Source organism: Rossellomorea vietnamensis (assembly GCF_025398035.1).
GTDB classification, from domain to species: domain Bacteria; phylum Bacillota; class Bacilli; order Bacillales; family Bacillaceae_B; genus Rossellomorea; species Rossellomorea vietnamensis_B.
In genome coordinates this window covers 3,913,961-3,931,834 of sequence record NZ_CP104558.1, presented here as the reverse complement: position 1 = coordinate 3,931,834, position 17,874 = coordinate 3,913,961, and the positions used below count along the sequence as shown (strand labels likewise).

The following is a 17,874-nucleotide window of genomic DNA, read 5'->3' as shown; positions in this document are numbered from 1 at the left end:
CTGCAGGAAAAGTGTCTCTAGATTCGATTCTTTGATTTCAACGGATTTAATCTTCAATCCTGCATGGACGCCGGACGTGATGACCGAGGCCACGACTTCCTGGGGGTTCGGTGCAAATACTTCGATGATGCCGGCTTCCTGTTGAAAAGCGATTCGTCCTATATCCCCCGCCTTTTCCAACTCCTTCCTCGCATCATCCGATAGATTTTCCACCTTTATCTGAATGAAGCTGCTTCCCGTTAGCCGGCTGCACAATTCCGACTTCGTTCCGAGGGCAATCACTTCCCCATGATCCATGATGCCGACGCGGTTACAAAGGAACTCCACTTCCTCCATGTAATGACTCGTGTATATGATGGTCATGCCTTTTTCATTGAGTGCTTTGACGGTTTCAAGGATGTGATTGCGCGACTGTGGATCGATCCCCACCGTCGGCTCATCCATGATCAATAATTCCGGTTCGTGCATCAAGGCGGCTCCGATGTTGATTCTCCGCTTCATCCCTCCGGAGAAGGTTTCAATCCTATCTTTCCCCCGCTCCTTCAGTCCCACGATTTCGAGGACTTCCTCCACCCGTTTCTTTGCCTGTGCTCCGGTCAAATCGTACATCTTCCCCCAGAACAACAGATTATCCCTTGCTGACATCGTTGGATACAGGGCAATTTCCTGGGGGACCACCCCGATTTTCTTTTTAACCAGCAACGGAAATTGTTTCACCGATTGACTGGCCACGAGCACTTCCCCTTGATCATACGGGACAAGTCCGCAAATCATGGAAATCGTCGTTGATTTCCCCGCTCCGTTTGGTCCCAGCAATCCGAACGCCTCCCCCTTTTCGATCATAAAGGATACGTTCTTCACGACCTCTTTTTTTCCATAGCTTTTCTTCAGTTCTTTCACTTCCAGCATATCTCCACACCCTTTTTTCATTGACTATAGCTTAAGTATAGCGGGGATCTTCCTTTTCCAAATCCCTCCTGCGATAGAATTTGAACATAAAAAAATACAGCTTTGATAGCTGTATTTCATAGGGATACTATGCTGAAAGTCATGGTTCAATAATGCGTGATGTGATAGCGGACGGCAAAGATCGCCGCCTGGGTGCGGTCCCTTAATTGAAGCTTACTGATAAGATTGGACACATGATTCTTTACGGTGCCTTCGGATATATACAGTTTCTCCGCAATTTCCTTGTTGTTCAGTCCGAGACCGAGCTGTTGAAGAACCTCCAGTTCCCTTTCCGTCAGGTCCTTCACGATTTCCGGGACTGTGTGGATTTGTTCTGCCGGCTGATTCCGTCTCATTTCCCTTACGATATCCGCCGTCAGCTCTTTCGGTAGCACCATACCCCCCGATTGAACCGTCATGATTGCCTGGACGATGGCATCCGTCGGCATATCTTTCAGTAAGTATCCACTCGCCCCTTCTTCCAGTGCTTCAAAAATGAGCTCGCTGTCGTTGAAAGTAGTGAGCATGAGGACCTTGATGTCGGGATAGTTGGTGGTAATCAGTTTTGTTCCTTCCACTCCGCTCGCGATTGGCATGCGAATATCCATTAATACGATGTCCGGACGGAGTTCCCCGGCTTTCTCGAACGCTTCCTGCCCGTTAGACGCAACCCCTGCCACCTCGATTTCCTGCCTCAAATCCAATATCGTGGCAAGTCCGTCCCTCATTAATTCCTGATCATCCACGATTAAAATTCTGACCATTATGATCCCCCCATTTGCCATTTCATCTCTATTAAAGGCACCGTTGCTTTCACACGGAACCCTTCTTTCGCACTTTCAAATACGGTGGTCCCTCCATGTTCGTGGATTCTGTCCCGCATATGCTTCAAGCCGAATCCGGGATTGATGTCCGCAGACCCTTTTCCGTCATCCTGAATTCGGATTTCCACCATGGATTCCGTGACTTCGAGCATGACGCTGCATTCCTTTGCTTCCCCGTGGCGGACGGCATTGGTGATCGATTCCTGTATGACCCGGGTCAGGTCAAGCTGGATGGAGATTGGGATGGTCGTCACATCCCCTTTGACGGTAAAACTGGAGACGAGACCCGTCATCACCTGATAATCCTCCAGCAGTTTGCGGACTGTTGTGATGAAGGATTGCGGCTGATCGTGATCCTTCAAGGTCCTGACCGACAGGCGGATCTCCTGAAGGGTCTCCCTCGCCAGGTCTTCACAGAGCTCCATTTTCTGTCTGCTCATGTCAGGATGTGAATCCATCAGCTCCTTTGCTACCTGAAGCTGAACGAGAAGCGCCGTCATCTTATGGCCGACCGTATCATGGATTTCCCCGGAAATCCGGTTCCTTTCGCGAATCAGCGTCAACTCCTCCACCTGTTTTGAGTAGTGATGTAATTGCTCATGGGCGGACGTTAACGCCGTGTGAGTTTCCTGCAGCTCCCCGTACTGGGTTTCAATTTTTGCCCGTGCATGGAACAGTTTATGTATGAGCCGTCCGACGACTGCTTCGAATACGATTAAGCTGAAATTGATGAGATTTTCCAAGAGCGAAAATGTGCCTGTCACTTGATAAGTATAGTACATAGAGCTGAACCAAATGATGAAAAAGGTTAAGCTGAATCCCCATAGGACCCGGTTATCTTTAGCAGACAAGAACAGTGTCACTGCATTTACCCCAAACAGGATCAAATACAGAGACGATCCAGGATAAAAATAGACAAACCCTGTAATGAGGATGAAATCGAGGGCAAGGGGATAATAGGTCTGATTTCGAGTGGACGCCAGTAAAAAATGATTCAGTATAAATCCGATTCCCGCTATGATCACATACATGGTTTGTGCCGTTGATGGTGTACCACCAGAAGAATAATAGATGTAACTGATCATGGTGAACATGACCAGACGGAGAATGCTTAAGAAAGTCAGTTTCATGGATTCACCTCTATCGTGAGATTTCTCTTCATGCCTGAACATAGAGGTAGAAGATATTACCATTATAATCTTATTTGGGTGGTTTGGTAAGGTGGGGTTTGTAGATAAGATACTATGACACTAAAAGATTATAATCCCTGTAGTTGGGTAAAAAAACCATAAGTATAAATTACAAAAATTAACAAGGAGGCATTCCGATGAATCGCTGGTACTTTCCATTTGTTGTCGGGATCATCATATTTATGTTCTTATTCCTACTCGGTGATTACGAGATGACATTGATCCTGACATTGAGTGGTGGATTTACATTGGGTTTTTTTCTTATGTATTGGTTTAATAGGGGTAGTAATAAGGGGGTAGGTCGGCGTTAGTTAGAGGTGGGTACTAAAGGTATTATTTGGAAAAATACGCAATTAATTTGAAAATGACGCAATAAACGAGAAAATGACGCAATCATCGCCGGAAATGACGCAATTAATCCCTCTCCCCCTCTCTCTTCAAGATAATTAAGACCAAAAAGGAGCTCCAACCCCATAAGCTGGGTTGGAACTCTTTTGTCTGAACGTAATATTGAACCTTTCCGACCTGCTATTCTATGATTTTATAACATTTTTAACAAAAAGCAGTCCATGATCAGTTATTCCCTTTACCTCACCCTCACCGTTTCCCCAACTCCTTCCACTCTTCCTCCCAAACTTCCCTCAACGCCCCCCTGAACAGCATATCCAATTCAGCCGTTGGATCAGGAATGTCTTTTTTAATCGACTTCGCATACGCTTCTAAATGTTCGATTTCTTTTTGAAGATGTTCATTGATGGCATCGATCCCCGGTTCGAGGTAGATCTCTTCTCCCGCTCTCTTCTGTTTTAACAAATTCCCAATCGAATCCTTCCATTCACCCCCTGGGACCAGTTCTTCAACCAGTTCTTGAAATTCAATCGGTGGGATCGTTTCATATTTCTCGATCCATTTGGCAGCCAGCAGGGGACGGAGCACATTCAAATATTTTTTGATCCTGACTTCCTCTCCCTGAACATAATCCCGGAAATTGCCCTTCGCCATGCTCAGATAATGATGCATACAGGAAACGGGGGAAAAGATCTTCTGCTCCAGTTCCTTCATTTGATCAACCGTGGAATAAGACTGGTAGTAGACAATCGTTGATTGGAGCCATTCGAGAAGAGGAGGATTCGATTTCCGGAATAACCTCAGTGCTTTCGTCAGCTCCCATCCGCTCATATCCAACAGCGGGTCACTCGGTATCGAGACGGAACCCCGGGCTGGAACTTCGATCACATCCCTCTTTTGATCGATGGATAAATACCAGTCTGGCTTATGGATATAAATGAAGCGGACATCATAGTCGCTGTCTTTAGAAGGAAATCCCCACGCTCTGCTTCCCGATTCACAGACAAATAATATCTTCACATCGTGATCGATTTCGATTTGCTTGATGACCTCGACGATATGTTCTTTCATATTTATGACCTCCAGTCGATGAACCTCGTAGTTTTAGATTCTATTTCAAATGATCAATTTCCTTTATTTTCACAAAAAGATCTCATTTGACAAAAACCAAACAAAAATATATTATGTTTATAAATTAACCAACGAATTTAATTATAGTTTGTATAATAACCAACAAAAGAATAGGACGTGTAAAGAAATGGAGCTTTCCAACCTGTTTTGGAGTGCCTCTTTAGAAGAAATGAAAAGAGGCTATATTGAAGAAGAGGAGATATTTGTTTGTCTTTTGTGTGGAGAGAATATTGAAAAAGGCATGGTCTATCCACACGAAGATCGATTTTACCTGGCAGAAAAATATATGGGTGTTCATATTGACCGTACGCATATTTCTGTGTTCGATTATTTAATCGGGATGGATAAAAAGCTAACGGGGCTTACAGATCATCAGAAACGTTTACTGACCCTTTTTTACCAAGGGAAAAACGATAAGGACATTCAGGAAGAACTGGAGATTGGCAGTGCCTCCACCATCCGTCATCACCGGTTTGCGTTAAAAGAAAAGGAGCGTCAGGCCAAGACCTTCCTGACCATGATGGAGTTACTCAAAGAAAAAGATGAGAACGCCCCGACGTTTGTACCCGTTCATCAAACCGCCACCATGGTCGATGAACGATACAATATTACACAGGACGAACAGGAGAAAATACTGAAGAAATATGTCTCCGACGGGACATTGACGAAGTTTCCGCCAAAGGAAAAACAAAGGCTCGTTGTCCTTCGTGAGATTTCGAAACAGTTGAAGAAAGACCATGTGTACGATGAAAAAGAATTAAACGGGGTACTAAAAGGCATGTATGAAGATTACGTTCTCATCAGAAGATACATGATTGAATACGGCTTACTCGACCGGAAATCCGACGGAAGCCAGTATTGGGCAAAAAAATAAACGGGAGGTCTGTACCATGGATCGAAAACGGGAGTTAAAACAACAATACAAAGAAACACCGGTTGAAGCGGGTGTCTTTCAAATTACAAACAAGCAAAACAATAAAATTTATATCGGAAGCACGAAGAACTTGAAGACCTTGAACGGGATTAAGTTTATGCTCGATAACAATGGATTCACGACCAGTAAAGCGTTACAAACCGAATGGAACCAGCTTGGTAAAGACGCTTTTACCTTCGAGGTGCTGGAGAAATTGAAAAAGAATGATGATCCATTTGTTACGGAGAAAGAAGCTCTTGCTGAGCTGGAGGAAAAGTGGTTGGAGAAAGTGCAGCCTTATGGGGAGCAGGGATATAATCAGAAGCAGGCTAGATGATCACAAGAACGCTCAGAGTCATTTTTTCTGAGCGTTTTTTACTGGGCTTTTTTCATTAACTTCTGCAAAGATCCATTAAAATCTTCCCATTGACCGTCCTCACATATTTCTAACACTTCCCCATGCCCTGAAATAAACTCTATGGTCTTATCGCCATCTGTGAACGTGGTGATCGGCAACTTCACTTTCAAAGAAGTAATCTGCTCGTTGTGCGCTAATAATATTTGGTAATCAGAAGCATCATCAGCCCCTTTTCGTACTTCATCCCCTATCCTTGAATAAACAACCGTGTCTTCCAATTCTGCTGCCACTTTTCTTTGTTGGTACAACCTCTCTAATATGTCACGATACGTTATGGTTTTGGTTTCGGTTGAAACGTTCTTGTTATGCTCGAATGAATACCATTTGGCTGAAGCGATGATCGTATGCAGATTGGCCAGTATAGCGACCAGCAGGATCAAACCTAGCACAATACTTATTTTTTTCACAGATTCGCTCCCCTCCTGTCATCAAAAAAATAGAAACAACTGCACCATATATAGGTTCCACAATGAATGAGCCACCATCGCCGGCAGTATCGATTTGGTTTTATAAGCCGTCAGCGTTAAAAGGAAGCCAGCCAGTACAGTGAACAGCCAAATTTCCGATGGGTGGATGAGTCCAAATAAGATCGATGTAATGCCGACTGCCCAAAATGGCTTTACGAATTTTAAAAGGACCGTCAGCAAAATGCCCCTGAATATAATTTCTTCAGAGATCGGTGTCAGGACCGCTACATCGATTGTCTCTCGCCAGCTGCTTGCATGGAGCATATGATTATTGAAGTAAAAAATATAGTATTTGTCGAGCAGTACTTCGAAATGGAGACTTAGGTGCAATAATACGTAAGGAAGCATAAAGGTGAGAAAAATCCATAGATAGGTTCCTGGTTTCTTGAATACTTCCACTTTCATTAGGGAAACCATGAATGTCCTGATATTCTTATAACCCAGCGTGACTGACATAAAATATAAAAACCAAATGAGACCTTTCAGTCCGTCATAGTTCTGAAGAGGCAATTGATTGATGAAATAACCTGGAAGAGCCAATATGACCAAATAGATTAATAGCGTTTTAAATCCAATGGTCGAAGCATCTTCTGTAACAGGTATTGGTTCCTGTGCAGGTAAACTGTTTTGCATGGAATCCCCTCCGCTCTGCTATAACTTCTTTTCCAGAATGATCTTATGCAAGCCTTTCGCATCTGTATACGTATCGATGACATCAAAACCATTCTTGATATTGAGAATCAGCATACTGCGCCATTTATTCATGGTTTTCGTTTGCACCAACGTATAGCCAAGTTCCTTCAACGTTTGATGCTGCCGTTTCATGAGCTCTGCCGCAATTCCCTGTTTTCGGTAGACCGGATCCACGCCTCCCAACCAACTATAAAAGGTATCGGGGTCCAGTTGGTAGCCTATTTTGTATCCAATGACTCTGGAATCTTCCATCGCCACATCTATTAATATTTCAGGCTTATTGGCCATTTTAGTGATCAAATCGTTCGATGTTTCAAATATAGATCCGTGTAATGTCACCATTCCATTCATGATATGGTCTTCGGGTAACGAGCGAAACTGATGATAATGAATACGCAAGGCGTTGCCTCCTCATCAAGTGAATTGTTTAGGAGTAAGATAATGTAACAGTTCATCCAACGATTGAATCTCCTCATCTGGCTTTATATCAGAATCGTTTTCCACTCCATCTGGATTGAACCATATACCCTTAAGGCCAGTACCTTGAGGCCCACCCACATCCTTCTCCAGATTATCCCCAACGAATAATGCGTCTTCCGGCTGGACTTGAAGCTTATTCAGAGCCAATTGGAATATTCGTGGATCCGGTTTCTCCAATCCAACTTCCTCGGAAATCAAGATGACATCAAAATACTCATGTAAACCGGTATTCAGGATTTTCGCTTTTTGTCTGTGTATCGTGCCGTTTGTAATGATTGCTATTTTCATATTTTCTTGAATTGCCTTCAGAAGATTGGCGGTATGCTCACTGATTGAAAAACATTGAGGAAATTGTTCATTCCAGAATTCTTGAGGCTCCTGCAGCCGATATACCGGTGGGAATTCATCAAAAAACGATTGGAATACAGCTGTTTTATCACTGACGCCATAGCCTCTATTGTCATACTCCTTAAACTTACGCAGCATTTCCGCTTTCAACGTATCCTCTACATTTCCATAACATTTTTCCAACATGATATGAAATATGTTATCCACTGCCTGATTTCGATCCAGTAAAGTATCGTCTAAGTCAAATAGCATAGCTTTGTATCTCCTCATACCTAATCACACCTTTCTTACTACCAATTATTTCAAACCAAATCCACTTACTCAAGAAAAATTTTCCACAAAAAGGGCTCACCCTCGTTTGGGTAAGCCCTTCATTGTATTACACTCTTACAAAGATTCCTATTCGATCTCCATCCAAATCAACAGCCTTCATGCCTTCTCGTTTCTCAAACGCCATGCTCTTGATCAAGAGACTCCCCTGCAGTAAATCTTCAAATTGCTTCACTACCTCTTTCATAACATCGTCCACATCCAACACCAGATCCACTCGCTGTTCCACCGGCAGATTCAATTCTTTCCGGTATTGCTGGACGGCGCGAACCAGTTCCCGGGCCTTTCCTTCTTTCCGCAGGTCTTCTGTGATGGTTGTATCCAGGAATACGCTGAACTGAGAATTTGAAGCCATTTCCAGTCCTTGATGGGTTTTTTGATGAACGATCAGGTCATCCTTCTCCACGGAAACCTTCTCCCCGTTAGGAGACTCAATTTCAACAAACCCTTGTTCCACAGCCTTCTTCGCTTCTTCGGAAGATAAGGTTTGTAATTGCTTTTGCACCAATCCCACCAGCTTCCCGAGTTTCGGACCAGCAGTCGGGAAATTCAGCTTCAGTTCATACTGTACCGAATCTCCTGCGTTGTCCTGTAATTGAACGTTCTTCACATTGATTTCATCTTTGATGATGTATTCATATTTCTGAAGAGGTTCTGTATCTTGTTGGGACCCGACAACCGTAAGCTCGGATAGAGGCTGCTTCGTTTTGATGCTTGTCATATTCCGAGCGGACCGGGCAAGCTCGACGACTTGCAGCACATGATCCATTTCTTGTTCCAGGACTGGATTGATTTGATCTCCATCCGCTTTAGGGAAATCCGCCAGATGCACGCTTTCACCTGTCAGGTTCATATGGATATCTTCTGCGATGAACGGCGTGAATGGAGCAAGCAACCGGCTTACACTGACCAATACTTCATGTAACGTATGGTACGCTGCCAGTTTATCTTCATTCAATCCTTCACTCCAGAAGCGTTCACGTGAACGGCGGATATACCAGTTACTCACCTGGTCCACCAGGATGGATAATTCCCTGGCACCTGCGGTAAAGTCATATCCATCTAAATGTTCCGTGACAAGTCTGGTTACCGAATTCAATCGTGATAACATCCACTGATCAAGCAGGGAAGGTGTTCCGGCTGCATGCTTTTCAGGATCGAAACCGTCGATCACGGCATACATGGTGTAAAAGGAATGCACGTTATTAAGCGTGTCGACGAGCTTTGATTTTGCCTGACTGACGACGTTCTCTGAGAAGCGCTTATTATTCCATGGGGCGCTGTCTGCAAGCAATGCCCATCTGAGAGCATCGGCACCAAACTTCTCAACCAGTTCCATTGGATTCATGACATTCCCTTTACTCTTAGACATCTTACGTCCATCTTCATCGAGGATATGACCGAGTGATAAGACACGCTTATAAGGCGCTTTCCCTGTGAAGAGCGACGAAACCGTCAATAGGCTGTAGAACCATCCCCTTGTCTGATCCACTCCCTCCGCGATTACATCCGCCGGGAATTGTTGTTGGAATAACTCTTCATTCTCGAATGGGTAATGATACTGGGCAAATGGCATCGAGCCGCTGTCGAACCAGACATCGATCACTTCTTTCGTCCTTTTCATTTCATGTGAGCAGGACGGACATTCTACGGTCACCTCGTCAACATATGGTTTATGGAGCTCAAGCCCCTCTCTCCATCCGCTTACCGCATGTTCTTTCAGCTCGGCAACGCTTCCCGGAACGAACTGGTGGTCACAATCCCCGCAGACCCAGACGTTCAGGGGTGTACCCCAGTAACGGTTCCTGCCAAGGTTCCAATCGACCATATTATCGAGGAATTTCCCGAAGCGACCTTCTTTCATATGATCCGGGTACCACTCAACGGATTGGTTGTTCTTGATGATCGTGTCTTTCACGGCCGTGGTCTTGATGAACCAGCCTTCCATGGCGTAGTAGATGAGCGGTGAGTCACAGCGCCAGCAGTGCGGATAGCTGTGTTCATACTTTTCTTTGGCAAATAGAAGGTTGCTGTCTGCCAGCATCTTGATGATCTTCACATCACTGTCCTTTGTGAACTCCCCTTCAAGAGGCTTGAAATCACTTTTGTAACAACCTTTTTCATCCACGATATTGATGAAATCCAATCCGCTTTCTTTGATGGCATTGTAGTCATCTTCCCCGTGAGCAGGAGCCAGATGAACGATCCCGGTCCCGCTGTCGTCTGTTACAAACCCTGCCGAAATGACTTCATGGCCGCGCTCAAGCGAAAGATTGTCGAAAGGCGGTTGATACGAAACGCCAACAAATTCGCGTCCTTTATGCTCACTGACCACTTCGAAGTCGTCTCCGAGCACCTCGTTCACAAGGTTTTCCGCCAGGATATACGTCTCTTCCCCACGCCTCGCTTTCACGTAATCCACATCTTCATGAACGGCAAGTGCCACATTTGACGGAAGCGTCCACGGTGTCGTCGTCCAGCCAAGAAAATACTCATTCTCGCTTCCTTCCACCTTGAATTTAGCCGTCGCGGAAAGATCTTTTACATCCTTATATCCTTGTGCCACCTCATGGGAACTGAGGGACGTTTGACAGCTCGGGCAGTACGGGACGACCCGATGCCCCTGATAGAGCAAACCTTTCTCATGGATCTTCGAAAGGATATGCCAGACGCTTTCGATATAATCATTTTCAAGGGTCACATAAGGATCATCCATGTCCACCCAGTATCCGATGGCTTCTGTGAATGTACGCCACTGCCTCTCATAATCGAATACACTTTTTTTACATTCCTCAATGAATTTCTCTACCCCGTATTCCTCGATTTCCTGTTTACCGGAGACACCGATTTTCTTTTCGACACCGAGTTCCACCGGCAGTCCGTGGGTATCCCATCCTGCCTTCCGTTTCACTTGATACCCCCGCATCGTCTGATACCTGGCGACGAAATCCTTGATCACACGTCCAAGGACATGCCCGGCGTGTGGAAGTCCGTTGGCCGTCGGGGGACCTTCATAGAAGACAAAGGTCTTTTCCCCTTCACGGTTTGCCACTGACTTTTTAAAAATATGATTCGAATTCCAGTAATCCTGGATCCGCTGCTCCCTATCTACCGACTTTTCATTTACATTGACCTTCTCCATGTCATCACACCTTCATTTTTTATAAAAATAAAAAAACCCGCCCCTAACCTAAGTTAGGGACGAGTTTGTAACCCGCGATACCACCCTGATTCTGTCCATAAACCCGATTTCAAGTTTACGTGACAGCGCTCATTCAACGTACAATCATACGCGTTCCTTGTAACGGCGGAAACCCGTCAAAGCTTAAAGGATCTTCAGCTTTGCTTCTCGGAGAGGATATTCAATATGATCTGAACGTTGACTTCCACCAAATCGCCAACTCTCTGTAGAACAGACTCCATACCTACTCGTTCTCGTCATGGAATGTAAGTGTTATATTATAAATAATCTATACGAAACAGGTTAAATTTGTCAATACTTTATTTTATTTTGGGCTGAAATTGATCCATTTATTCACTATTCTTTACTAACGAATCACATTATGTATATAATAAAAGTAGTTAAGTACACTAAAAAAGGAGCCCTGACGGCAATCAGGACTCCTCCACAACATAAACTGCATGGAAAGTGCAGCGGCTCACTCAGAGTCAATCGAAACAGAAGTAATCATCAATGATCCTCATGAGCGGTGGGGACGATGGTTACTTCTTTTTTTGTGTAACCGCGACAATTGCTACAATCAATGTTCCAAAGGCAATCATAATTTGCAATACATCTCCTACAGCAATCATTAGCGTATCACCTCCCTTCACTTGGGAGTGTGAGCCGCTACCCCATCTTTCGTATTATGTTGTGTCCTTCCATTATATCACAGACGAACGTCCGTTTGCTCCCTTCCGAAAGGACCGATTTGAAAATTTGGTCCGGTTCACTTTATACATTCTTAGAAGAATAATAAAAGGTAAATTTCAGCGTGCGCCTGAGGTATCGATATAAAATCCAACCTGAATGGTCTCTCAATGAAATTTATGAAACGTTTATAGTTCTATAGTAATGGTAAAATATACACCGTTCACTGAGAATGGTCGTCTTCTTCAAGGAGAGAAAATGAAATATAATCTCGGCGATATTGTAGAGTATGAAGATGAGTTGTATACGGTTTTCTGGATCTATGATTCAGAATACGTGGAATTGAGTTCGGATGAGAAGAAGTGTGTATTAGCGAAAGTGGAAGAACTTCGGTTAGTAAAGGCAAAATAAAATTTCAATTTTCATGGGATAGGAAAGCAATACTTTATGAAGACGATTCATCTCAGTGTACCTTCTTTATATTCTAGTATCTCACGATGATCTTTATAGAATTTACCCACCTGATTTTACTACTTTTTCAAAACAGTAAAACAAATTAAATTTCAGTTTTAGAGAGAATTCCGCCCCCTGTATTTTGCAAGGACTGGCCCACAGAATATAAGGGCCAGTCCTGACTTATTTACAAGATACACTCCAATGAAAAGATAGAAAGGTCTTTTCTACGATTGGGGTTTTATCCTTTTTGATACAAGACTGCTCGGCATGACGATAAGAGTATTCATTTGATAGGATACAGATCAATATCACACTTAAAGCTACTGCAGTCACGGATGTTTTTTTCACCTTAAATCCACCTCAATCACTTCTTCATCGGTCTTCCATACTTCACAAGGACATGCCACAATAGCTTCAATTCCTGCAGCACGTCTTCATACGTACCCCGATCACTCCAGGAATCCCGATCTCGTATTAAACTCATAACGGCTGATCCGATTGTGTGGGCATCAATCCTATCTTTATAAGCGATCCGCTTTGCCAGGGACGGCATGGATGGTCCCCTGAAATCAGAAGGGACATCTTTTACATGAAGGACAAAACCCATATGCCATTTAAGATTGATGGAATACTTGGAACACATTTGCTCCAGGGTTTTACCAACAGTCGTGTCCTTAAAGGATGGATCGGCAACCAGCACTTCCACATCTTCTTTCAGGGAAATGGGACCATGAATCTGTGATTCTATGTAATGGTTCAAATTTCGATTCGCCAAGCTTTCTTTCCTGCCATGTTCAAGATGATGCAGTACATGTTGCATAAACCTCGTCGGTGTCAAATCCTTCTCTCCAAGTGCAAAATCCCTTAAGAACATTTCTTCTAAAAGCGCGGCAAGGATCATATCAAATTCTTGATATGTCCCCTTCTCGAATGGGTTTTGATGCGAGTCCAGATATGTAAAGGTCGATCGGGATGAAACGTTAGGTGATAACAAAAAGTAGCATGACCCAAATCGAGGGGAAGGACCATCCGGATGCAGCATCAGATTCAGTGCCCCGTACTTTGGCCGTTCGCTCATCAATGTACCGTCTGATTGGTAAGCCCCTCCAAACATACTCTCTTCCCACCTATCCCGGTCACCACCTGAATGGGGGGACACCTTCCCGTTCGATATGAATGTTTCAAACTGACTTTTGTATTCCCCATTTTCAAGAAGGGACTGGGCAACGGTCTTCATCGTAGGAGTCGGTCGATCCGGATGGAAGTGCAAACCGATTTGTGCGTGAGTTTTAATATGATGAACTGCCTGTTCAAATACCTCACCTGAAATATTGGACATGTTCAGAATATGTTGAATGGTAGCCTTCGCATCCGCTCTATGCTTAAGGGCATAGACCGTAAAATAATCGATTGCCTGACGCTGTGACGGTGTTAACCCCATAAAGATCCGACCCTTCTTCCCGTATGATTTCAACCATTATTTCTCCCATAGCTCAATCAGTCTTCCTTCAGGATCTTTAATCCAAATAAACTGACCGAATTCACTCACTTCTTTTTCCTTTGCAAGGGATACCCCCATCCGTTCAAGATGCTGCATCGTTTCGTTAAGATCATGTACTTGAAAATTCAACATCACCTGCTGTTCTGTCGGGAAATAGGGGTCTTCTTCTTTAAAGAAAGAAAAGATCGTTTCATTTTCCGGATCGGGTTTAATCATGGTTCCGTTCCAATCCCCCATTTCAATCTTCAACACTTCACTGTACCATCTCTTTAACGCATCCAGGTTTTTCGTTCTCCAGAAGATTCCTCCGAATCCTTTTATCATCTAAAATCGCTCCCTTTTGTTTTTCTGCATTATTTTATCCGTTCTTCTATTTCTCTTATAACCATCCATTTTCCATTCACTAATCTCCAGTTTTCAATTGTAAATAACCGTGCTAATACTTCCTCTTCTTTTACAATTAATTGTTCATAGAAAACCACTGCATTCTCGCTATTCCTTAATCGAATGACTCTGTTTTCAAACCTTTTTTCTGCCCCTGAAAAATGGCTGACCGATTGTTTCATACCATCCATAGCTTCTAATTTGTTGAAAAAAATGGGTCTATCACTTCCACTATTAAAAAATGCTACATAGTAATCCTCTGTCATTCTTTCAACGGAAGAGGTGTCACCCGAACTCATCGCATGACTCCAATCCCTGATAAATTCATCGTGCATTTTGGTAAAGGCATTATAGCGGGTTTGCAAGTCATGCATTTAAAAACCTTCTTTCTTCTTTTCTATTTACAAGTCAATCGTTCACTAGATTAATCATCTTTTCCCTTCTGTTCTGTTACTTAGAAGACTTGACGCAATTCCACCTGTCCTTCCCCATATCCCTGGGGGTCCGGCACCCGCATGACCCACTCGATGGCTTCTTCCCTCGATTTCACATCAATCAGGAAGAACCCCGCCACTAACCCGTCGACTTCAAATGGACCCTTGGTTACAACCGGCTCACCACCTGGTTTCGGGTACGATACGCGGATACCGTCAGAGCTTGGATGAAGTCCTTTTGCCATCACCCGTACGCCTGCTTCCACTAAATCCTCATTGTACTTTGTCATGGCTTCCATGAGCTCGGGGCTCGGAGGATTTCCGGCTTCCGAGTTTCTTGAGGCTTTGACGATCATCATAAACAGCATAGAAACTTCCTCCTTCCGGAATTTCTCTTTATCTTCACTTCAGAATACACAGTTTTCCACTCTCATCAAATGCTTTCTTTAAATCAAACGCAAAAGGAGTAGCTTGATGTTCAAGATAATAATGGTATCTCGTAAAAGCTTCCTCCCATGAGACATCCTTGACCTTCTCTGTCCACCAGACAACATACGAAGAACGCTTCCCATCATCAGGCTCCATCCATTTGTTCCTGTTCCGCAGTGCCTGACTGTGCTTCCCCGCATATGTAAAGCGATATAAGGATTGCAGGCTATTCCATACCGTTAATGTCAGGACGGGGTAACCACTTCCATCTCCTTCTTCAGGTAACGAAACACCGTCTGATGAAAACTCTTCGATAAGATGTCCTGCTACGTAAGCCTGACGCATCACTCTTTGTCCAACGTCATAAAATTCTCGAGATGCCGGATGGTCATACGGGTGAGCTAACCTGCCAACAGTATAAATTGACACGAATGCCATACACATTCCTCCCATAATAGTCTTTGTTCAGATTTATTCATGTGGATCAAAATCTAAACCAAATACCATACTAATGGTATTCCATTCCCATCAAGATACTTCCTCCATTTAGCGTAAAAAACTATGAAAACATTAACTTGGATCACAACAAAAAGAAGACACAAAAGTCCATTTGGCTACTATTTAGTAGTGCCACGCTCTCTTGTGTCCACCTGCATCCTGGAAGTTATATAGGTTCTCCATCAACAACTCTCATTTTCCTTCTTCTTCAATGCTCATCCTAACTGGCGATTAAATATCTTACTGGCAATGAAATAAGTAATGATCATGATACCGATACACCAGGCAAGCGAGGTCCAGATTTCACTGCCGACCGTCCCTCCATACAAAAGGGCACGAATCGCATTCACGATTGAAGTGACGGGCTGATTCTCTGCGAACACCCGTACAACGGTTGGCATCGTTTCCGTTGGAACAAAGGCCGAACTGATAAACGGAAGGAAAATCAGCGGATATGAGTATGCCGTCGCCCCTTCCATCGAGTTTGCCGTCAAACCGGAAATTACGGCAAGCCATGTCAGCGCCAGCGTAAACAGGAGGAGTATCCCGATAACCGCTAGCCATGCTAAAATATCAGCACCAGAACGAAAGCCCATCAACAACGCAATGAGAATGACGACCATCACGGCAAGGAGATTCGATACAAGGGAAGTCAACACGTGTGCCCATAATATCGAAGAGCGTTTGATCGGCATCGTACTAAAACGCGCCATCAGGCCGCTCTTCGCATCCGTAAAGAGCCGGTGCGATGTATAAGCGACACCTGACGCAATCGTAATCAGCAGAATTCCGGGTAACAAGTAATTCACATAGCTGTCCGTCCCTGTCTCAATGGCACCGCCAAATACATAAACAAACAATAGTAGCATCATGACCGGAGTAACGGCAACCGTGATGATCGTATCAGGACTCCGTAAAATACCGCGCATCAAACGGCCAAATAATACCCCTGTGTTACTGTTCATTTTCATTTCCCCCTTTTTTGCCAATGATCGAGAGGAAGATTTCCTCCAGCGTCGGCTGCTTCTCGATATACTCCACTTTCGCAGGTGGGAACATTTCCTTCAGTTCAGCAAGAGTACCTGTCGTAATGATTTCCCCTCCATGGAGGATGGCGATGCGGTCCGCCAGCTGTTCCGCTTCCTCAAGATATTGAGTCGTCAGTAAGATGGACGTTCCACCACCCGCAAGCTCCTTGACGGTGTCCCAGACTTCCATCCGGGCTTCCGGGTCCAGCCCTGTCGTCGGCTCATCGAGAAAGATGACAGGCGGCGCCCCGATCAGGCTCATGGCGATGTCGAGCCTGCGCTTCATCCCCCCGGAATACGTATCCGCACGTCTGTCCGCCGCGTCCGTCAGACTGAAACGTGTCAGGAGATCTTCTGCGATTTTGGACGGATTGGATACTCCCCGTAACTTCCCAATCATGATCAGATTTTCTCTTCCTGTCTGGATACCATCCAAGGCAGCAAACTGTCCTGTCAGACTGATGCTTCGCCGAACCTGATCAGGCTGATGCTGCACATCAAAGCTATAAACACTCCCGCTGCCACTATCCGCCTTCAACAGCGTCGAAAGAATATTGACGATCGTTGTCTTACCCGCCCCATTGGAACCGAGAAGGGCGAATATCTCCCCGCGCTTCACCTCAAAATCCACACCCTTTAAGACTTCCTTGTCTTTGAACGATTTTTTCAATCCATTTACTGAAATCGCTGCATGACTCATCTGTTTTCCTCCTTTTATTTTAAGTGCTACTTAGTGTTACCGGTAATCAGTATCACTTACTACTATGGTAAAAAAAACAACTGAATAGTCTTGGTTCTGTATTTTCACCCTCCATTCAGTCGGTATAACCGATTAGATTCACTTTTTTCCACGACCGATCGAATCGTTCAACTTCGCCCGGTACTTATCACTCCACGTTTCCGAGTCTTTCACCAGTTCATCACAAAATCCGGCTACGTCTTCCCCGGTGAGGTCAGTAACTTCCTTGCCTTCCGCTGCCCCTTCTTCGAACAGATCCAGAATGCCATTAAAGATTCGGCTCGTGTCTTTCCAGTCGGTAAGACCGCCGGCTGTCCACATATATTTTTGAATCGCCTTGTAGGCATTGAGGTATTCACTTGGCAATGTCTTCGCACGGGCTTCCATCGCTCTCCATTCGCGCTTGTCAGCAAAACTTCCCGTAATCTTTTCAATAAATTTCAT

21 protein-coding genes, 1 pseudogene and 1 other annotated feature are annotated in these 17,874 nt (G+C 44.4%); of the genes and pseudogenes, 4 read left to right on the top strand and 18 right to left on the bottom strand.

What is annotated here, in order from left to right:
• Nucleotides 1–239: 239 nt before the first annotated feature.
• The 3 genes and pseudogenes from N5C46_RS20120 to N5C46_RS20110 all read right to left on the bottom strand — a co-directional run.
• Nucleotides 240–909, bottom strand: a pseudogene (locus N5C46_RS20120) (ABC transporter ATP-binding protein); the annotation flags it as partial.
• Between the two features lie 146 nt (nt 910–1,055).
• Nucleotides 1,056–1,712 (bottom strand): response regulator, encoded by a 657-nt coding sequence (locus N5C46_RS20115; protein ID WP_261749962.1) that lies wholly within the window; start codon nt 1,710–1,712, stop codon nt 1,056–1,058.
• Nucleotides 1,712–2,902 carry a sensor histidine kinase gene (locus N5C46_RS20110; protein ID WP_261749961.1) on the bottom strand — a complete coding sequence of 397 codons (1,191 nt, stop codon included), beginning with the start codon at nt 2,900–2,902 and terminating at the stop codon, nt 1,712–1,714. Before N5C46_RS20110 ends, N5C46_RS20115 begins: the two co-directional genes overlap by 1 nt.
• A gap of 197 nt (nt 2,903–3,099) precedes the next feature.
• Here N5C46_RS20110 and N5C46_RS20105 point away from each other — a divergent pair, with 197 nt between their 5' ends.
• Entirely contained in the window at nt 3,100–3,273 is a 174-nt protein-coding gene (locus tag N5C46_RS20105) for a hypothetical protein (RefSeq protein ID WP_261749960.1), read from the top strand.
• A gap of 286 nt (nt 3,274–3,559) precedes the next feature.
• Here N5C46_RS20105 and N5C46_RS20100 read toward each other — a convergent pair whose 3' ends face one another.
• Nucleotides 3,560–4,381, bottom strand: coding sequence for a nucleotidyltransferase domain-containing protein (locus tag N5C46_RS20100; protein WP_261749959.1), 822 nt, complete (start codon nt 4,379–4,381; stop codon nt 3,560–3,562).
• Between the two features lie 187 nt (nt 4,382–4,568).
• Between N5C46_RS20100 and N5C46_RS20095 the strand changes: the two genes are divergently transcribed.
• Nucleotides 4,569–5,315, top strand: a complete 747-nt coding sequence (locus N5C46_RS20095; protein WP_261749958.1) for a DUF2087 domain-containing protein — start codon at nt 4,569–4,571, stop codon at nt 5,313–5,315.
• 16 nt (nt 5,316–5,331) lie between these two features.
• Complete coding sequence (locus tag N5C46_RS20090) at nt 5,332–5,691, top strand: GIY-YIG nuclease family protein (protein WP_261749957.1); 360 nt, start codon at nt 5,332–5,334, stop codon at nt 5,689–5,691.
• Nucleotides 5,692–5,729: 38 nt separating this feature from the next.
• On the opposite strand, the gene N5C46_RS20085 is transcribed toward N5C46_RS20090, so the two are convergent.
• The 6 genes from N5C46_RS20085 to N5C46_RS20060 form a co-directional block, all read right to left on the bottom strand.
• Nucleotides 5,730–6,179, bottom strand: coding sequence for a hypothetical protein (locus tag N5C46_RS20085; RefSeq protein ID WP_261749956.1), 450 nt, complete (start codon nt 6,177–6,179; stop codon nt 5,730–5,732).
• 21 nt (nt 6,180–6,200) lie between these two features.
• Nucleotides 6,201–6,872 (bottom strand): CPBP family intramembrane glutamic endopeptidase, encoded by a 672-nt coding sequence (locus N5C46_RS20080; protein ID WP_261749955.1) that lies wholly within the window; start codon nt 6,870–6,872, stop codon nt 6,201–6,203.
• An 18-nt stretch (nt 6,873–6,890) separates the two neighbouring features.
• A complete protein-coding gene (locus N5C46_RS20075) occupies nt 6,891–7,331 on the bottom strand; it encodes a GNAT family N-acetyltransferase (protein WP_261749954.1) in 441 nt (146 codons plus the stop codon).
• A gap of 15 nt (nt 7,332–7,346) precedes the next feature.
• The gene (locus tag N5C46_RS20070) at nt 7,347–8,030 is read right to left on the bottom strand and encodes an HAD family hydrolase (protein ID WP_261749953.1); all 684 of its coding nucleotides are present in this window, start codon (nt 8,028–8,030) and stop codon (nt 7,347–7,349) included.
• A 109-nt stretch (nt 8,031–8,139) separates the two neighbouring features.
• Complete coding sequence (ileS, locus tag N5C46_RS20065) at nt 8,140–11,232, bottom strand: isoleucine--tRNA ligase (protein ID WP_261749952.1); 3,093 nt, start codon at nt 11,230–11,232, stop codon at nt 8,140–8,142.
• 52 nt (nt 11,233–11,284) lie between these two features.
• Nucleotides 11,285–11,541 (bottom strand) — a binding site (T-box leader).
• A 272-nt stretch (nt 11,542–11,813) separates the two neighbouring features.
• The gene (locus tag N5C46_RS20060) at nt 11,814–11,873 is read right to left on the bottom strand and encodes a putative holin-like toxin (RefSeq protein ID WP_224522333.1); all 60 of its coding nucleotides are present in this window, start codon (nt 11,871–11,873) and stop codon (nt 11,814–11,816) included.
• A gap of 346 nt (nt 11,874–12,219) precedes the next feature.
• On the opposite strand from N5C46_RS20060, the gene N5C46_RS20055 reads away from it, so the two are divergent.
• Nucleotides 12,220–12,372, top strand: coding sequence for a hypothetical protein (locus N5C46_RS20055; protein WP_261749951.1), 153 nt, complete (start codon nt 12,220–12,222; stop codon nt 12,370–12,372).
• A 409-nt stretch (nt 12,373–12,781) separates the two neighbouring features.
• Here N5C46_RS20055 and N5C46_RS20050 read toward each other — a convergent pair whose 3' ends face one another.
• From N5C46_RS20050 to N5C46_RS20015, 8 genes are all read right to left on the bottom strand, one after another.
• Nucleotides 12,782–13,858, bottom strand: coding sequence for a DUF3626 domain-containing protein (locus N5C46_RS20050; protein ID WP_261752388.1), 1,077 nt, complete (start codon nt 13,856–13,858; stop codon nt 12,782–12,784).
• A gap of 36 nt (nt 13,859–13,894) precedes the next feature.
• Nucleotides 13,895–14,242, bottom strand: a complete 348-nt coding sequence (locus tag N5C46_RS20045) for a VOC family protein (RefSeq protein ID WP_261749950.1) — start codon at nt 14,240–14,242, stop codon at nt 13,895–13,897.
• 29 nt (nt 14,243–14,271) lie between these two features.
• Complete coding sequence (locus N5C46_RS20040; protein WP_261749949.1) at nt 14,272–14,676, bottom strand: hypothetical protein; 405 nt, start codon at nt 14,674–14,676, stop codon at nt 14,272–14,274.
• Between the two features lie 80 nt (nt 14,677–14,756).
• Nucleotides 14,757–15,104 carry a YciI family protein gene (locus N5C46_RS20035; RefSeq protein WP_261749948.1) on the bottom strand — a complete coding sequence of 116 codons (348 nt, stop codon included), beginning with the start codon at nt 15,102–15,104 and terminating at the stop codon, nt 14,757–14,759.
• A 34-nt stretch (nt 15,105–15,138) separates the two neighbouring features.
• Nucleotides 15,139–15,603 (bottom strand): DUF3291 domain-containing protein, encoded by a 465-nt coding sequence (locus tag N5C46_RS20030; protein ID WP_261749947.1) that lies wholly within the window; start codon nt 15,601–15,603, stop codon nt 15,139–15,141.
• A gap of 275 nt (nt 15,604–15,878) precedes the next feature.
• Nucleotides 15,879–16,628, bottom strand: coding sequence for an ABC transporter permease (locus tag N5C46_RS20025; protein ID WP_261749946.1), 750 nt, complete (start codon nt 16,626–16,628; stop codon nt 15,879–15,881).
• Complete coding sequence (locus N5C46_RS20020; protein ID WP_261749945.1) at nt 16,618–17,391, bottom strand: ABC transporter ATP-binding protein; 774 nt, start codon at nt 17,389–17,391, stop codon at nt 16,618–16,620. Before N5C46_RS20020 ends, N5C46_RS20025 begins: the two co-directional genes overlap by 11 nt.
• A gap of 138 nt (nt 17,392–17,529) precedes the next feature.
• The gene (locus N5C46_RS20015; protein ID WP_261749944.1) at nt 17,530–17,874 is read right to left on the bottom strand and encodes a DUF1048 domain-containing protein; all 345 of its coding nucleotides are present in this window, start codon (nt 17,872–17,874) and stop codon (nt 17,530–17,532) included.

Excerpts from the sequence above, each read along its gene's own strand:
- N5C46_RS20115 (WP_261749962.1), bottom strand. The coding sequence starts at position 1,712 with ATGGTCAGAATTTTAATCGTGGATGATCAGGAATTAATGAGGGACGGA.
- N5C46_RS20110 (WP_261749961.1), bottom strand. The coding sequence starts at position 2,902 with ATGAAACTGACTTTCTTAAGCATTCTCCGTCTGGTCATGTTCACCATG.
- N5C46_RS20105 (WP_261749960.1), top strand. The coding sequence starts at position 3,100 with ATGAATCGCTGGTACTTTCCATTTGTTGTCGGGATCATCATATTTATG.
- N5C46_RS20100 (WP_261749959.1), bottom strand. The coding sequence starts at position 4,381 with ATGAAAGAACATATCGTCGAGGTCATCAAGCAAATCGAAATCGATCAC.
- N5C46_RS20095 (WP_261749958.1), top strand. The coding sequence starts at position 4,569 with ATGGAGCTTTCCAACCTGTTTTGGAGTGCCTCTTTAGAAGAAATGAAA.
- N5C46_RS20090 (WP_261749957.1), top strand. The coding sequence starts at position 5,332 with ATGGATCGAAAACGGGAGTTAAAACAACAATACAAAGAAACACCGGTT.
- N5C46_RS20080 (WP_261749955.1), bottom strand. The coding sequence starts at position 6,872 with ATGCAAAACAGTTTACCTGCACAGGAACCAATACCTGTTACAGAAGAT.
- N5C46_RS20070 (WP_261749953.1), bottom strand. The coding sequence starts at position 8,030 with ATGAGGAGATACAAAGCTATGCTATTTGACTTAGACGATACTTTACTG.
- ileS (WP_261749952.1), bottom strand. The coding sequence starts at position 11,232 with ATGGAGAAGGTCAATGTAAATGAAAAGTCGGTAGATAGGGAGCAGCGG.
- N5C46_RS20055 (WP_261749951.1), top strand. The coding sequence starts at position 12,220 with ATGAAATATAATCTCGGCGATATTGTAGAGTATGAAGATGAGTTGTAT.
- N5C46_RS20050 (WP_261752388.1), bottom strand. The coding sequence starts at position 13,858 with ATGGGGTTAACACCGTCACAGCGTCAGGCAATCGATTATTTTACGGTC.
- N5C46_RS20045 (WP_261749950.1), bottom strand. The coding sequence starts at position 14,242 with ATGATAAAAGGATTCGGAGGAATCTTCTGGAGAACGAAAAACCTGGAT.
- N5C46_RS20040 (WP_261749949.1), bottom strand. The coding sequence starts at position 14,676 with ATGCATGACTTGCAAACCCGCTATAATGCCTTTACCAAAATGCACGAT.
- N5C46_RS20035 (WP_261749948.1), bottom strand. The coding sequence starts at position 15,104 with ATGCTGTTTATGATGATCGTCAAAGCCTCAAGAAACTCGGAAGCCGGA.
- N5C46_RS20030 (WP_261749947.1), bottom strand. The coding sequence starts at position 15,603 with ATGGCATTCGTGTCAATTTATACTGTTGGCAGGTTAGCTCACCCGTAT.
- N5C46_RS20025 (WP_261749946.1), bottom strand. The coding sequence starts at position 16,628 with ATGAACAGTAACACAGGGGTATTATTTGGCCGTTTGATGCGCGGTATT.
- N5C46_RS20020 (WP_261749945.1), bottom strand. The coding sequence starts at position 17,391 with ATGAGTCATGCAGCGATTTCAGTAAATGGATTGAAAAAATCGTTCAAA.
- N5C46_RS20015 (WP_261749944.1), bottom strand. The coding sequence starts at position 17,874 with ATGAAATTTATTGAAAAGATTACGGGAAGTTTTGCTGACAAGCGCGAA.